At 73.1% G+C, this 15423-nt stretch carries 11 protein-coding genes and 1 pseudogene; 7 read left to right on the plus strand and 5 right to left on the minus strand.

Going from position 1 to position 15423, the window contains the following annotated elements; genetic code table 11:
* Positions 1-5 precede the first annotated feature (5 nt).
* Positions 6-1622, minus strand: coding sequence for a carboxyl transferase domain-containing protein (locus tag ACZ3KJ_RS01020; protein ID WP_467523621.1), 1617 nt, complete (start codon positions 1620-1622; stop codon positions 6-8).
* Between the two features lie 87 nt (positions 1623-1709).
* Between ACZ3KJ_RS01020 and ACZ3KJ_RS01025 the strand changes: the two genes are divergently transcribed.
* The 4 genes from ACZ3KJ_RS01025 (at position 1710) to ACZ3KJ_RS01040 (ending at position 5211) form a co-directional block, all read left to right on the plus strand.
* The gene (locus ACZ3KJ_RS01025) at positions 1710-2312 is read left to right on the plus strand and encodes an SACE_7040 family transcriptional regulator (RefSeq protein ID WP_467523623.1); all 603 of its coding nucleotides are present in this window, start codon (positions 1710-1712) and stop codon (positions 2310-2312) included.
* Between the two features lie 163 nt (positions 2313-2475).
* Positions 2476-3633, plus strand: a complete 1158-nt coding sequence (locus ACZ3KJ_RS01030; RefSeq protein ID WP_467523624.1) for an acyl-CoA dehydrogenase family protein — start codon at positions 2476-2478, stop codon at positions 3631-3633.
* Positions 3634-3667: 34 nt separating this feature from the next.
* On the plus strand, positions 3668-4543 hold the full coding sequence (locus ACZ3KJ_RS01035; RefSeq protein WP_467523626.1) for an acyl-CoA thioesterase: 876 nt from the start codon (positions 3668-3670) through the stop codon (positions 4541-4543).
* Between the two features lie 320 nt (positions 4544-4863).
* A complete protein-coding gene (locus ACZ3KJ_RS01040; protein ID WP_467523628.1) occupies positions 4864-5211 on the plus strand; it encodes a hypothetical protein in 348 nt (115 codons plus the stop codon).
* A 96-nt stretch (positions 5212-5307) separates the two neighbouring features.
* Here ACZ3KJ_RS01040 and ACZ3KJ_RS01045 read toward each other — a convergent pair whose 3' ends face one another.
* On the minus strand, positions 5308-6096 hold the full coding sequence (locus ACZ3KJ_RS01045) for a phosphatase (RefSeq protein ID WP_389512683.1): 789 nt from the start codon (positions 6094-6096) through the stop codon (positions 5308-5310).
* Positions 6097-6699: 603 nt separating this feature from the next.
* On the opposite strand from ACZ3KJ_RS01045, the gene ACZ3KJ_RS01050 reads away from it, so the two are divergent.
* Complete coding sequence (locus ACZ3KJ_RS01050; protein ID WP_467523629.1) at positions 6700-8385, plus strand: thiamine pyrophosphate-binding protein; 1686 nt, start codon at positions 6700-6702, stop codon at positions 8383-8385.
* A gap of 195 nt (positions 8386-8580) precedes the next feature.
* Here ACZ3KJ_RS01050 and ACZ3KJ_RS01055 read toward each other — a convergent pair whose 3' ends face one another.
* From ACZ3KJ_RS01055 to ACZ3KJ_RS01065, 3 genes are all read right to left on the minus strand, one after another.
* Positions 8581-9210, minus strand: a complete 630-nt coding sequence (locus ACZ3KJ_RS01055) for a hypothetical protein (RefSeq protein WP_467523630.1) — start codon at positions 9208-9210, stop codon at positions 8581-8583.
* A 211-nt stretch (positions 9211-9421) separates the two neighbouring features.
* Positions 9422-10228 (minus strand): endonuclease I family protein, encoded by an 807-nt coding sequence (locus ACZ3KJ_RS01060; RefSeq protein WP_467523631.1) that lies wholly within the window; start codon positions 10226-10228, stop codon positions 9422-9424.
* 208 nt (positions 10229-10436) lie between these two features.
* The gene (locus ACZ3KJ_RS01065) at positions 10437-12869 is read right to left on the minus strand and encodes an ArnT family glycosyltransferase (RefSeq protein WP_467523633.1); all 2433 of its coding nucleotides are present in this window, start codon (positions 12867-12869) and stop codon (positions 10437-10439) included.
* 418 nt (positions 12870-13287) lie between these two features.
* Here ACZ3KJ_RS01065 and ACZ3KJ_RS01070 point away from each other — a divergent pair, with 418 nt between their 5' ends.
* Entirely contained in the window at positions 13288-14148 is an 861-nt protein-coding gene (locus tag ACZ3KJ_RS01070; protein ID WP_467523634.1) for a serine hydrolase, read from the plus strand.
* Positions 14149-14293: 145 nt separating this feature from the next.
* Positions 14294-15336, plus strand: a pseudogene (locus tag ACZ3KJ_RS01075) (esterase-like activity of phytase family protein).
* Positions 15337-15423: the final 87 nt, after the last annotated feature.

A 15423-nucleotide genomic window follows, 5' to 3' on the forward strand; every position in this document is an offset into this window, starting at 1 on the left:
CCTCCTCACATCCGGAAGACGCCGAACCCGGGTTCTCCCAGGGGCGCGTGGGCACAGGCGGTCAGGGCCAGGCCGAGCACCTGGCGGGTCTCCAGCGGGTCGATGACACCGTCGTCCCAGAGCCGGGCGGTGGCGTAGTAGGCGCTGCCCTGACGCTCGTACCGCTCCCGGACCGGGTCCTTGAAGGCCTCTTCCTCCTCCGGCGGCCACTCCTGGCCGCGCGCCTGGAGCTGGTCCCGCTTGACGGTGGCGAGGACGGAGGCGGCCTGCTCGCCGCCCATGACGGAGATCTTGGCGTTCGGCCACATCCACAGGAAGCGGGGGGAGTAGGCCCGCCCGCACATGGAGTAGTTGCCGGCGCCGTACGACCCGCCGACGACGACGGTCAGCTTGGGCACGCGCGTGCAGGCCACGGCGGTCACCATCTTGGCGCCGTGCTTGGCGATGCCGCCGGCCTCGTAGTCCCGGCCGACCATGAAGCCGGAGATGTTCTGGAGGAACACCAGCGGGATCCCGCGCTGGTCGCACAGCTCGATGAAGTGGGCGCCCTTCTGGGCGGACTCGGAGAACAGGATGCCGTTGTTGCCGACGATCCCCACCGGGTGGCCGTGGATCCGGGCGAAGCCGGTGACCAGGGTCGGCCCGAACTCGGCCTTGAACTCGGCGAACCGGGAGCCGTCGACGACCCGCGCGACGATCTCCCGTACGTCGTAGGGGGTGCGGGAGTCGACCGGCACGGCGCCGTACAGCCCGTAGGGGTCGGCCTTCGGCTCGACGGCGGGCCGCACCTCCCAGGGGAGCGGCCCGCGGGCCGGGAGGGTGGAGACGATCGTCCGCACGATCCGCAGGGCGTGCGCGTCGTCCTCGGCGAGGTGGTCGGTGACGCCGGAGGTCCGGGAGTGCACCTCGCCCCCGCCCAGCTCCTCCGCGGTGACGACCTCACCGGTGGCGGCCTTCACCAGCGGGGGCCCGCCGAGGAAGATCGTCCCCTGGTTCCGCACGATGACCGCCTCGTCGCTCATCGCCGGGACGTACGCCCCGCCCGCCGTGCACGAGCCGAGGACGGCGGCGATCTGCGGGATGCCGGCGCGGGACATCCGGGCCTGGTTGTAGAAGATCCTTCCGAAGTGGTCGCGGTCGGGGAAGACCTCGTCCTGCATCGGCAGGAAGGCGCCGCCGGAGTCGACGAGGTACAGGCACGGCAGCCGGTTCTCCAGCGCCACCTCCTGCGCCCGCAGGTGCTTCTTCACCGTCATCGGGTAGTACGTGCCGCCCTTGACGGTGGCGTCGTTGGCGACGACGACGCACTCCCGCCCGGAGACCCGGCCGATCCCGGCGATCACCCCGGCCGCCGGGGCCTGCCCCTCGTACATCCCGTCGGCGGCGAGCGGCGTCAGCTCCAGGAAGGGCGACCCCGGGTCCAGGAGGGTGTCGACCCGGTCCCGCGGCAGCAGCTTGCCGCGCGCGGTGTGCCGTGCCCGCGCCGCCTCGCCGCCCCCGAGCCGGGCCGCGGCGAGCTTGCCGCGCAGCTCCTCCACCAGGGCGAGATGGGCCTCCTCGTTGGCCCGCCAGGCCTCCGACGCGGGGTCGTCCGCACTCGTCAGCTCCGGTGCCTGCTCCATCCTGCGGTCCCCTCACCTTGTTAATGAGCGTTAACGCATGTCCCCTCAGGTTAACGACCGCTAACCGCCCTGTCTACAATTGCCGCCATGGCCACCAGAACCGACGCCCCCACCCGACGCGAGCAGATCCTCAAGGAGGCCGCGCGCCTCTTCGCCGAGCGCGGGTTCCACGGCGTCGGCGTGGACGAGATAGGCGCCGCCGTCGGCATCAGCGGCCCCGGTCTCTACCGGCACTTCCCCGGCAAGGACGCGATGCTGGCGGAGCTCCTGGTCGGCATCAGCGGCCGGCTCCTCAGCGGCGCCCGGCGCCGCGTCCAGGAGGCCGACGGCGTCGGCCCCGAGGCGCTCCTCGACTCCCTCATCGAGGGCCACATCGACTTCGCGATCGACGACCGGCCCCTCATCACCCTGCACGACCGGGAGCTGGACCGCCTCCGCGACAGCGACCGCAAACTGGTGCGCCAGCTGCAACGGCAGTACGTGGAACTGTGGGTGGGCGTGGTCCGCGAGACGTACCCGGACCTGGCGGAGCCGGCCGCCCGGTCGGCGGTGCACTCCGTGTTCGGCCTGCTGAACTCCACCCCGCACCTCGGCCGCGCCGGCTCCCTGCCCGGCCGCGGGGCCACGGCGGAGCTGCTGCACCGGATGGCCCGGGGCGCCTTGGCGGCGGCGGTGCATCCGGGCGGGTGAGGCGGGGACCGTGGGGTGTGCCACCGCTGCCGTCCGCCGCCGTCCGGCGTGACGAGCGTTACGGCGGGAAGTGGGCCGGCGGTCTGGACGGCGATCCCTACCCATCGGTACCGTGTGCTCTGAGCAAGCGCTTAGACATGCCGAGGTACGTGGAGGTGGCGGCGTGCGCCGTACGGTGTTCAACGAGGATCACGAAGCGTTCCGGGAGACCCTTCGCGCCTTCATCGAGGCCGAGGTCGTGCCGGTCTACGACGAGTGGTTCGCGGCCGGCCAGGCGCCGCGCGAGTTCTACTACAAGCTCGGCGAGCTGGGCATCTTCGGCATCAACGTGCCGGAGGAGTACGGCGGCGCGGGCCTGGACAGCCACAAGTTCGAGGCCGTCCTCTACGAGGAGACCGCCCGCGCGGGCGTCCAGTTCGGCGGCTCCGGCGTGCACGTGCTGCTCGCCCTGCCCTACATCAAGATGCTCGCCACCGACGAGCAGAAGAAGCGTTTCCTCCCGAAGTTCGTCTCCGGCGAGGAGATGTGGGCCATCGCGATGACCGAGCCGGGCACCGGCTCCGACCTCGCGGGCATGAAGACCACCGCCAAGCTGTCCGAGGACGGCACGCACTACGTCCTCAACGGCGCCAAGACCTTCATCACCGGCGGTGTGCACGCCGACAAGGTGATCGTCTGCGCCCGGACCTCCGCGCCGACCGCCGAGGACCGCCGCTTCGGCATCTCCCTGTTCGCCGTGGACACCAAGTCCGAGGGCTACTCCATCGGCCGCAAGCTGGACAAGCTGGGCCTGCGCACCTCGGACACCGCCGAGCTGGCGTTCGTCGACGTCAAGGTGCCCGCCGAGGACCTCCTCGGCGAGGAGAACAAGGGCTTCTCCTACCTCGGCCACAACCTGGCCTCCGAGCGCTGGGGCATCGCCTTCGGCGCCTACGCGCAGGCCAAGGCCGCCGTCCGGTTCGCCAAGCAGTACGTGCAGGACCGCACCGTCTTCGGCAAGCCGGTCGCCCACTTCCAGAACACCAAGTTCGAGCTGGCCGCCTGCCAGGCCGAGGTGGACGCCGCCGAGGCGGTCGCCGACCGCGCCACCGAGGCCCTGGACGCCGGTGAGCTGACCCCGGCCGAGGCCGCCAGCGCCAAGCTGTTCTGCACCGAGGTCGCCCACCGCGTCATCGACCGCTGCCTCCAGCTCCACGGCGGCTACGGCTACATGAACGAGTACCCGATCGCCCGCCTCTACGCGGACAACCGGGTCAACCGCATCTACGGCGGCACCAGCGAGATCATGAAGACGATCATCGCCAAGGACATGGGCCTGTAACCCGGCCGCACCCGCCGCCCGGTACAAAGTCCCCATGAGCCAGGCACTGCACGATCTCCTCGATCTGCTCGACCTCGAGCAGATCGAGGAGAACATCTTCCGCGGCCGGTCCCGCTCCGCCGTCGTCCCGCGCGTCTTCGGCGGCCAGGTCGCGGCCCAGGCGCTGGTCGCCGCCGGGCGCACGGTCCCCCCGGACCGGCACGCCCACTCCCTGCACGCGTACTTCCTGCGCGCCGGCGACCCGGGCGCGCCCATCGTCTACAACGTCGAGCGCATCCGCGACGGCCGCTCGTTCACCACCCGCCGCGCGGTCGCCGTCCAGCACGGCCGCCCGATCTTCACCCTGTCGGCGTCCTTCCAGACGTACGAGGACGGCCTCGACCACCAGGCCGCGATACCGCCCGCGCCGGACCCGGCGACCCTGCCCACCTCCGAGGACCGCCTGCGCGGCTACGCCCATCTGGACCCGGCCGTCGTCGAGAAGTTCCTGGAGGCCCGTCAGGCGATCGACCTGCGCTACGTCGACGAGCCGCCGTTCGGCCGGTTCGGCGAGCCGCGCGAGCCGCGCTCACAGGTCTGGTTCCGCACCAACGGCAAGCTCGGCGGCGCCGTCGACGTACCGCTCCTGCACGTCGTCCTGGCCACGTACGTCTCCGACATGACGCTGCTGGACTCGATCCTCCTCGCGCACGGCCGCGGCGGCTGGGCGGTCGGCGACGTCGTCGGCGCCTCCCTCGACCACGCCATGTGGTTCCACCGCCCGTTCCGCGTCGACGACTGGCTGCTGTACGACCAGGAGTCGCCGTCGGCGTACGGCGGCCGCGGCCTGGGGCAGGGCCGCATCTACACGCGCGACGGACGGCTCGCCGTCTCGGTGATCCAGGAGGGCGTGGTCCGGGTCCCGCGGTGACCGGCCGGCGCGGCGGGCCACGGCTGATCGTCCGAGGGCCGTCCGAGATGCCGATCTGCCGGGGCGGCACTAGTCTCAATGAGTGAACGCCGCATGCACGGCACGCCCGGCCGGCCGGTTCCCGATCCGAGCGGACCAAGGCCACAGCGATCGCCCGCGAACAGCGACGGGCGGCCTGGAGGCGTCGGCGGCCGAGACCGTGCTCCCGGTGCGGTGATACCGGAAGACCCTGTCGCAACTTCGTTTGCGGCTGCGGCCATCCATTCCCGCCCTCCTCCGCCGGAGGAGCGCGGGAGACGATGGAGCGAAAGGTAATCCTCATGCGAGTACAACGCGCCAAGCGTCTTGCTGCGGCGTCCGCCGCAGGGCTGCTCATGGCCGGTGGTATCGCGGTGGGCACAGCGGGCACCGCTTCCGCGAACGACCACAACGGCCACAGCCACAGTTACTACTGCGACGACGACTCGTGGTGGGACGACTGCGACAACGGCTACGGCCACGGCGGCTACGGCGGCTACGACCACGACAACGGTCGTGGCGACCACGGCGACCACGACAACGGCCATGGCGGCTACGGCGGCCACGGCGGTGGCCACGGCGGCGGCGGTCATGGCGGTGGCCACGGCGGCGGCGGTCATGGCGGCGGCGGCCATGGTGGCGGCCGCTGATCCGACATCCGAGACGGCGCGATGCGCGGCTCCCGAAAGGGCCGCGCATTGCGCGCTCTCCCGGCGCCGGCCGGGGGTCCCTGCCGGACCGGCCGACTACGCCAGGCCCGCCTCCGCCAGCAGATACGCCGTCATCGGGTCGTAGTGGCGCGGGCTGACGACGTGGTCGTCGAGCGGGACCGTCACCTGCACGGTGCCCTCCGCCTCGGCGATGAACAGGGCCGGGTCGTTGCAGTCGGCGTACCCGACGGAGTCCACGCCGTGCTGTCCGGCGTAGCCCGCCCAGCCGTGGTCGGCGACGACCAGGTCGGGCAGCGGGCGGCCCTGGTGCTCCAGGGCGGTCAGGATCGCCCGCATCGGCTCGCCCGAATGGGTGTGCCAGAGGGTGGCGCCGTGCTCCAGCACCGCCACGTCCGCGAACTGCATGACGTACCCCTCGTCGGTCTGCAACCCGTCCGGGATCACGACGATCTCGCAGCCGGCCGCGCGCAGGGCGGCGGCGGTGGCGTGGTGGACGTCGAGCAGACCGCCCGGGTGGCCGGTGGCGAACAGCACCCGCTGCCGGTCCTCGGCCGCCTTGCGCAGCCGCCCCGCCAGCCGGTCCAGGGCGTCGACCGTCAGATCCGGATCGATGGTGTCCTGGCCGTAGCGGTACTCGGGGTCGTCGTTGACCCCGACCCGCTCCGCCATCACCGCGAGCACGTCCTGCTCGTCGGTCCAGCGGTCGCCGAGCTCCAGCCCGAGCCAGAAGTTGCGGACACCGTTCGCCAGCTGACGGTAGTGGGAGAGGTTGTTCTCGCGCGGGGTGGCGACGTCCCCCGCGATACGGGTCCTGACGAGGTGGTCGACGAGCTCGGCGCGGCTGGGGGTCCCGGGTATCGGCATGGAGTCCATTGTGGGGCAGCCGTCTGTGGGCGTACCCGCAGTTCCGGACGCTGGGACGCGGGTCACTCGCCCCGTCCGCCCCGGTCCGCCACCGTCGCCCCGCCCGCCCCGGCACGCGCGGCCCGCTCCCGGCCGGCGGGAGGAGGACCCCGGCGACGCGTCGGCGCGGCCGGTCAGCGGCGGGCCTCCGGGGCCGGGCCCGGCCCGGAGGCGGCCACGGCGTCCGGCCCGCCGCGGCCCGTGCCACGGCTCCCCGCCGAGCCGCGGCGCGACCGCTTCCGGCGCGGCCCCGGCGGCAGACGCACCAGGGCCGACGAGCGCCCGCTCCTGCGCCGCCGCGCCTGTGCCGTGCCTGTGCCGCGCCTGTGCCGCTCCGATGCTGCTCCGGTGCTCGCCGGTCAGGAGACCGGTGCTCGCCGGTCAGGAGAGAGGGCAGGACGGCGGCGACGGCGGCGACGGAGGCGATGCGCCGACGCCGTCGAGGTCGCCCCCGCGTACGATCACGCGGAGATCACGTCGGTGGGCCGCGCAGGTGGCCGCGTCCCGCACGGCGTACGAACAGACCACGATCACGTCCCGTCGGATTGCGGAGGCCCGCGCGCAGTGACCCACGACCACGACCTGGTGCTCCGTCCGACCGCCGCCCAGGCGCAGGCCGCCCTGAACCCGCCCCCGGGCCGCACCGGCGGGGACCTGGTCGTGGAGACCCTGGCCGGGCTCGGCGCGACGACCGTCTTCGGCCTGCCCGGCCGGCCCGCCCCCGGCCTGTCCGACGCCCTGCGCCGCTCCGACCTGCGGTACGTCGGCCTGCGGGCGGAGAACAACGCCGCCTTCGCGGCGGACGCCTACGGCCGGATCACCGGCGAGGCGGCCCCGCTGCTGCTGTCGGCGGGGCCGGGCGCGCTGACCTCGCTCGCCGCCCTCCAGGAGGCGGCGGCGGCCTCGGCTCCCGTGCTGGGGATCAGCAGCCAGATCCCGGCGGCGGGGCTCGGCGGCGGGCGCCACGGCTACCTCCACGAGCTCCCCGACCAGGCGGCCTCGTTCCGGGGTGTGGTCAAGTCGGTCCACACCGCGCGCACCCAGTCCCAGATCCCCTCCGCGATCGCGGAGGCCTGGAAGTCGGCGCTGACGGCACCGCACGGTCCGGTGTGGGTGGAGATCCCGCAGGACGTCCTGCGGGCGCCGACGCCGATCCCGGTGGTGACGGGTGTGGACGCGACCCCGGAGGAGCTGGTGCCGCGCCCCGAGCTCACGGCGGTCGCCGCCGACCTGCTGTCGAAGGCCGCCCGCCCGGCGATCGTCGCGGGCGGGGGCGTGGTCCGGGCGGACGCCTCGAAGAAGCTGCGCCGGCTCGCGGAGCTGCTGCGGGCGCCGGTCGTGACGACGTTCGGCGGCAAGGGCGCGTTCCCCTGGACGCATCCGCTGTCGCTGCGGTCCTGGCTGGAGGACCGCGGCACGACGGACTTCCTGGAGGACGCGGACGTCCTGCTGGTGGTCGGCTCCGGGCTGGGCGAGCTGTCGTCCAACCACCACACCTTCCGGCCCCGGGGCCGGATCGTCCAGATCGAGGCGGACCTCGGCAAGCTGGAGTCCAACCACCCGGCCCTGGGCATCCACGCGGACGCCCGCCTGGCCTTGCAGGCGCTGCTGGAGACGGTCACCGAGCGCGAGGACCCCGCGGCCCCCGAGCGCGTGCGCGCCCTGCTCGCCGGGGTCGCCGACCGCATCGCCGCCCAGGACCTCACCGTGGAGCAGAAGGTGCTGGCGTCGGTGCGCCGGGCGCTGCCCGCCGACTCCCCGTCCTTCTGGGACATGACCGTCCTGACCTCCTGGGCGTGGTCGGCCTTCGACGCCAAGGGCCCCAACCGGATGCACTCCGCCCAGGGCGCCGGCGGCCCCGGCTACGCCTTCCCGGCGGCCCTCGGCGCGGCGGTGGCGGACCCGACCCGCCCGGTGCTGGCGGTGTCGGGCGCGGGCGGCGCGCTGTACTCGGTCGCCGAACTGGCGACGGCCCGGCAGTACGGCCTGAACGTCACCTGGATCGTGGTGGACGACGGCGGCCACGGCATCCCCGGCATGTCCCTGACGGGCGCCCCCGGCCAGGCCGCGGCGACCGGGCCGACCCGCCCGGACCTCGTGGCGCTGGCCGAGTCGTTCGGGGTGCCGGCGGTGCAGACCGCCCCCGGCACCCTGGAGCAGGACCTGGCCGAGGCGCTCGCCTCGCCGGGCCCCTCGGTCGTCGTGCTCCCGGTGGTGCTGCGGCTGTTCGCTCCGACGCATGCGGGGTGAGGGGCGCTTCCCCGGGGCTACGGGAGCCGACGTCCGGCCCGTGACGCTTCGCCGATGCCGTGCGGACGGGGGCAGTGGTCCGGCCGCTGGGCGAGGGAGGAGAGTGAGGAAGCGCCCGCGGCCGCCTTCGTCCGGCCCGCTCGCCGCCCGGTTCGACGGCCGGGCCGACGGCCGGGCCGGCCGCTGCGCCGCCGGTCAGGAACCCAGTTTGGGCAGCAGCGCTCGCACGGTCTCCGCCATGGCGGGCCAGGCCGCCGTGACCTGTTGGGCCGTCAGGAGGGTCAGGCTCTGCACCTGGACCTCGCACCCGAGGTTGCTGTCCCGGGCCACCAGCCGGAGGTCGCCGGGGAACGCGGCCTCCTCGGTGCTCTCGTAGCGGAAGGCTTCGTCGCCGAGGTCCGGCACTTGCGCCACCGTGCCCGGGGCCTCCTTCGACGCCGAGGACAGCACGTACTCGTACTGCTTGATCGCGGTGGCCACGTCCTTCCACGCGGTGCAGTAGACGACGGAACGGCCGTTCGCGCCCGTCCCGGTCCCCCCGAAGCCCTGGAGGCAGGCGGCGCCGCTGCCCTCCGCCGGATCGGAGCCGGTCTGCTGCCCCTTCGGCGCACCGTCCGCCGGTGCGACGGCGGCGGTCAGCGGGCCGAAGTCGAGATGCGGGCAGAGGTCCGTCGGCGGACGGTAGTCGCCCGGCCCGTTCGCCGTTTCGGCAGCGGCCGTCGGTGTGCCTGCGGTGTCGGCGGACGCCTTCCCGTCCCCGCCGCCGCACCCGGCCAGTGAGCCGAGGACGAGCACCGCACCCGCACCCCATCTCGCCGCACGCACGACCTTGGCTGTTCGAGACAATTCCACGCTCTCTCCCCTGAGTGCCGGCCCGTCCGCCCCGACGGCGTCACCACCATGGCAAAGCGCGGCCCCGGATCCATCGGGGAAATTACCCAAGCTCTTACGTAGAGAGGGGGACGGGAACCGCCGGCTTCGGGGAAGAGCTGAACTCCTCGTCGTGCCACGGGGAGTTCAGCCGGCCGCATGCCGTCTACCAGATCGCCTCGACCCACTCCGGGTGGTCGATGAACGGGTTCCGGTTGTGCTGGTAGGTGTCGTAGATGACCTGGTTGCGCTTCTCCTCGAAGGCGCTCGGCGGGTCCTCGTCGTTCCACTGCTTGAGCACGGACAGCTTGCCGATGTACGGGTTGCTGCCGTTGCCGACCTTCTCGTTGGGCTCGAGGTCGGGCCAGCCGTCGTCGCCCTCGTACCGCACGGCCATGTAGAGGATCATGCGGGCCACGTCGCCCTTGTCGGCGTCGCGCGGCTCGAAGGAGTCGGAGTCGACGAGGCTGCCGCCGCCGTTGGTGACCGTGCTGCCGCCGTTGTCGAAGTCCAGGTTGCCGCGGATGCTGTTGACCTGGACGTCGGCGGGGCGCAGGTGGTGCAGGTCCGTGCCGGGCCCGGTCGCCTCACCGAAGTCGCCGTGGGACTTGGCCCACACGTGCTCGCGGTTCCAGTCGCCGACGTCGCCGCCGTTGAGGGACTTGGCCCGGGAGACACCGCTGTACAGCAGGATCACGTTGCTGCTGTTGTTCGGGTCCTGGTCGGTGGCCTTCAGGGCGTCCCAGACCGCCGAGTACGAGATCTTCGTCTGGCTGCTGATGATGGTGTGCAGCGAGGACTTCAGGCTGGTGCCGGTCTTTCCGATCGCGTTCTTGTAGTACGTCGAGTCGTAGGCCGTCGTGGTCGCCGCGGCCGGGGGCGCGGTCAGCAGGGGGGTGGAGAGACCGGCCAGTACCGCGGCGGTGGCGAGTGCCACCGGCTTCCATCGGGGTGTCCGTCGTGTCGCCAGCATGTGGGGGTTCCCATCTACGCGGGTTGATTGGAGGCGGCACTGGGGAGAGTGGCATGGACATGAGGCCTTGTAAATGAATCCGGCATGTCGATCGCGTGACGAGGTCCGGCAAGTCGGGCGTGTTCTACGCGAGTTGACACACGAAACGGCCCCCGACCGGTGTGTCGGGGGCCGTCAGGGCCGTCAGGGCCGTTCGGGTTCGGGTCCGTCAGCTGACGTCCGAGGGGTCCAGGCGGTAAATCGTCGACGTGTTCGACTGGGCGTCCTGCGCGGTGCCGGAGCCGGTGCCGGAGCCGGTGCTGGAACCGGACGAGCTCGACGAGTTCGACGTCGAACTCTTGCTGTACTCGCTCTCCTCGACCGCCGTCCCGTTCTTCTGCACCCACTCCGTCACCTCGGAGCTGAGGCTGGAGTCACCGCTGCGGCCGCCCATGCCCTGGCCGCCGATCTGGATGTAGTGCAGCTTGCCGCTCTTCACCAGCTCCTTGAGCCGGGCCGGCGTCATCGCCTTGTCGCTGCCGGTCCAGCCCCACATGGAGATGACCGGTTCCCCGCTGCTGAGGATGAGCTGCGCGGCGCTCTGCGAACCGGACACCGCCAGCAGCCACGTGGCGCCGTCCTGGTGCTTCTTCAGGTACGAGATGAGCTCGCTGCTCGTGTCGCCGCCCATGCCGCCGCCGCCCATGCCGCCGCCGCCCATGCCTCCGCCGCCGGGAGCGCCGCCCGTGCCGCCGCCGGGCTGCGTGCCGCCGGAGGTGCCGTCCTCGGAGGTGCCGTTCGGGGGCGTGCCGCCGCCCGGCATCTCACCGCCGCCACCCGGCATCTGACCGCCGCCCGGCATCTCGCCGCCGCCGGGGAAGCCGCCCTCGGCCTGACCGCCGGCCTGGCCGTTCTGTCCGCCCTGCTGCGTGCCGCCGGGGCCGCCGGTGCCGCCGCCCGGGAAACCACCCCGGCCGCCGGCGCCGCCGCCCCCGAAGCCGCCGCTGCCCGTCGTGGGACCGGCCGTCGGGTTCGTCCCGCCCATGCCGCCGCCGGAGCCGGACGGCACCGACCAGGCGTACGCCGCCGGACCCGCCACCGCCGCGACGACCGCCGCCGCCACGGAGGCGGCCAGCAGCCGCAGCCGCCCGCCGGAACGGAAGCGGAAGACCAGCAGCCCCGCGACGGCGAGTGCCATCACCACGCCGATCGCCGGCCACAGCCAGGTGTTCCAGCCGTCGGCCCGGCGCAGCAGCACGATCGCCCAGACCGCGGTGACGACGAGGGCGAGCGGCAGCACCCACGCCCACCGCTTGTCGGCGCGGAAGGCGCGCAGCAGCATCGCGCCGCCGCCCCCGCACAGGGCCGCGATACCGGGGGCGAGCGCGGTCGTGTAGTACGGGTGCATGGTGCCCTCGGCCATGCTGAAGGTCAGGTAGTGCAGGATCGTCCAGCCGCCCCACAGCAGCAGCGCGGCCCGGGTGAGGTCGGTGCGCGGCGCGCGGCGCCCGCACAGGACGAGGCCGGCCACCAGGGCGATGCCCGCGAAGGGCAGCAGCCAGGAGATCTGGCCGCCGAGCACGTCGTTGAACATGCGGCCGATGCCGGCGGTCCCGGAGAAGCCGCCGCCCCCGCCGCCTCCGCCCCCGCCGTTGCCCTCGCCGCCGAGGACCCGGCCGAGGCCGTTGTAGCCCATGATCAGGTCCCAGGCGCTGCCGTCGGTCGAACCGCCGATGTAGGGCCGCTCGGAGGCCGGCACCAGGGAGACCGCCGCCGCCCACCAGAAGCTGCTGACCGCGAGCACCACGCCCGCGAGCAGCAGGTTGACGATCCGCTTCACCAGGCGGGGCTTCGCCGCGTACAGGTACACCGCGAAGACGGCGGGCAGCGGGATCCAGCCCTGGAGCATCTTGGTGTTGAAGGCGAGGCCGAAGCAGGCCGCCGAGCCCAGCAGCGGCAGCACCTTGCCGCCGTGCGCCGCCCGCAGGGCGAGCGCCACGCCGGCCGCCATCAGGAACACCAGCAGCGTGTCGGGGTTGTTGTCCCGGTTGATGGCGACCGTGATCGGGGTGAGCGCGAGGACCAGCGCGGCGACCGTCGCCGCGCCGTGGCCCCAGACCCGCTTCACGGAGTCGTGCAGGATCCAGATCGTCCCGAGGGCCACCAGGATCATCGGCAGCATCATCTGCCAGGTCCCGAAGCCGAACACGCGACAGGACAGGCCCATCACCATCAGGGCGAACGGCGGCTTGTCGACGGTCAGGAAGTTCCCCGCGTCCAACGAGCCGAAGAACCACGCCTTCCAGCTCTGCGTGCCGCTCAGCACGGCGGCGCTGTAGAAGCTGTTGAGGCCGGAGCCGGAGAGGTTCCAGGAGTAGAGCACCGCCGCCAACGCCATGATCGCGATCAGCGCGGGGAGCGACCAGCGCGGGGCCCGCTCCGGCGGTGACGCCGCGGGAGCTGTCGACGACGACGGCGAGCCGGTGGCCGCAGCGGGTGCGTCGGGCGCGGGCGCGCCGGGCACGGATGCGTCCGGCGTGGGTGCGTCGGGCGCGGATGCGTCGGGCGCGGTCGGCCCGGCGGAGGACTCGGCGGATCCGGCGGCCCCGGCGGACCCGGCGGACCCGGTCGGGTGGGGGAGGGGATCGGTGGCAGATGTCACCCTCCGCATGCTGGCCGCCGGGTGTGAGTGGCCGCTGTGCCGAAGCTGGCCGTCACCTGTGAAGCAGCACAGGCCTCGGTAACGCCCTCCCCATGCTTTGGCAACCGGTCCGGCGCCGGTCCTGCCGGGGTCCTGCCTCGGTTCCGCCCCGGTCCCGTGCCGGCTCCGCCTGGGTTCCGCCCCGGTTCCGCCCGGGGCCCGCCCGGGGCCCGCCTCGGCCCCGTGCCGGCCCCGCCCCGGCCCCGCGTCGGCCCCGCCCCGGCCCCGCGCCCCCGTCCGGCGGTCGGGTTCCCCCGCCCCGTCCGGCGGTCCGGCTCCCCCGCCCGGTCCGGCGCTCCGGCTCCCCCGGTCCGGGGGCAAGAACGTGATCCCGGGAACACCAGGACAACTCTCGCTCGCCCGTGTGAGTCAACCTGGCATGACTCACCGGACCTCCGCAGGCAGGAGAGGGCTGGTCGCCACAGCGCTCGGCACCGGCATCCTCATATCCGCCATATCCGTCCTGGCCGCCGCTCCCGCCGCGGCCGCCACCCCCACCGTCAGCTGCACCTCGGCCGAGGCCGGGCTGGCCGCCCAGCTGAAGAAGGACATCACGGCCGCCCTCGCGGGCCGCAAGGGCACGGTCGCCGTCGGCCTCTACGACAGCAGCACCGGTACCACCTGCACCCTGCGCGCCTCGACCGCGTACGACTCGGCGAGCGTCGTCAAGGTCACCGTCCTCGCCGCACTGCTGTGGGACGCGCAGAAGCACGGCAGGGCGCTGACCAGCCGTGAGAAGACCCTCGCCACGGCCATGATCACCAAGTCGGACAACGCGTCCACCTCCACCCTGTGGAAGCAACTCGGCCTGACGAAGATCAAGGGCTTCCTCTCCGCCGCGAAGATGACCCAGACCACGCCGGGCGCCAACGGCTACTGGGGCCTGACCCGGATCACCGTCACCGACGAGCAGAAGCAGCTCAAGCTGCTCACCGCCAAGAACACGGTCCTCACCGACGCCTCGCGCGCCTACGTCAACAAGCTGATGGGCCAGGTCGTCTCCACGCAGCGCTGGGGCACCCCCTACGGGAGGCCCGCCGGGGTCACCTGGCACGTCAAGAACGGCTGGCTGTCGCGGGCCACGCACGGCTGGCGGGTGCACAGCGTCGGCACCTTCAAGGGCGGCGGCCACGACTACCACATCACCGTCCTCACCCACGGCAACAGCACGATGAACTACGGCATCACCACCATCCAGGGCGTCGCCAAGGTCATCCACAAGGACCTGGCGGCCTACTGAACCCGCCCCCCACACGGGAACCCGCCTCGCAGATCACGGGCCCCTGCCCCCCCAGATCACGGGAACCCGCCCCGCACACGCCGATCATTGACGAATTAACGGTGTGTCCCACCGGCCGTCATCCACCCGCCCTACGGTGACGGCCATGCGCCTGCGAACCGTACTCGCCACCCTCACTGCCGGCCTGGCGGCCGCCACCTGCCTCTCCGCCGCCGGGCCCGCGAACGCCCACTCGACGAGCACCGGAGGCGGCGCCGGGCCCACGGGCGCCGCCCACGCCTGTTCCCCCGCGGTCACCCTCGACGGCTTCTCCGACGCGCTCGACAAGACGACCTACCAGGGCACCTACGTCGGCAACCTCTCCGCGCTCGCGGTGGACCGGAACGGCACGCTGGCCGCCCTCTCCGACCGCTCCGCCCTCCTCGGCCTGGACGCGAGGACGCTCGCGCCGGAGTCGGCCGTCGCGCTCGCCGACGAGAGCGGCGCCGCGCTCGACTCCGAGGGCCTGGTCGTCGACCGGGACGGCACGCGCCTGATCACCTCGGAGACCGAGCCGTCCGTACGCCGCTACAGCGCCACGGGAGAGATCCTCGACCGCCTGCCCGTCCCCGACTCGCCCCGGCCGGCCGCGCCGTCTCCAACGGCACCTTCGAGGGGCTGACCCTGCTGCCCGGCGGCCGGACCCTGCTGGCGTCGATGGAGTACCCGCTGGCCGGCGACGGCGCGGACACCGTCCGCTTCCAGACCTGGACGCGCACCTCCACGGGCTTCCGGCTCGCCGCCCAGTACGCCTACCGCGCCGACGCCGGCCTCGGCGTCCCGGAGGTCCAGGCCATCCCCGACGGCCGCCTGCTCGTCCTGGAGCGCGGCTTCACCTCGGGCGTCGGCAACACCGTCCGCCTGTACCTGGCCGACCCGCGCCGGGCGACCGACACCAGCGGCATCGAGAACGTGACCGGCCAGGACGGCGTGCGCGCGGTCTCCAAGACCCTCCTCGCCGACCTCGTGACCTGCCCGACCCTGGGGGCGACGGCCAAGCAGCCGCAGCCCAACCCGCTCCTCGACAACATCGAGGGCATGGCCGTCACGGGCCGGAGCGGCGGCGCCCTGAAGGTCCTGCTGGTGAGCGACGACAACCAGAACGCGGCGCAGACGACCCGCTTCTACTCCCTGCGGGTACGGGTCTGACCCCGCCCCCCGAACCCCACCCCGGTTTCACCTCCCCCGGCCCCCGTCCCCGCCGAATTGTTGCGGAGGGATGAAATCCGCTTCGGT

This window comes from Streptomyces sp. NPDC003248 (genome assembly GCF_055563235.1).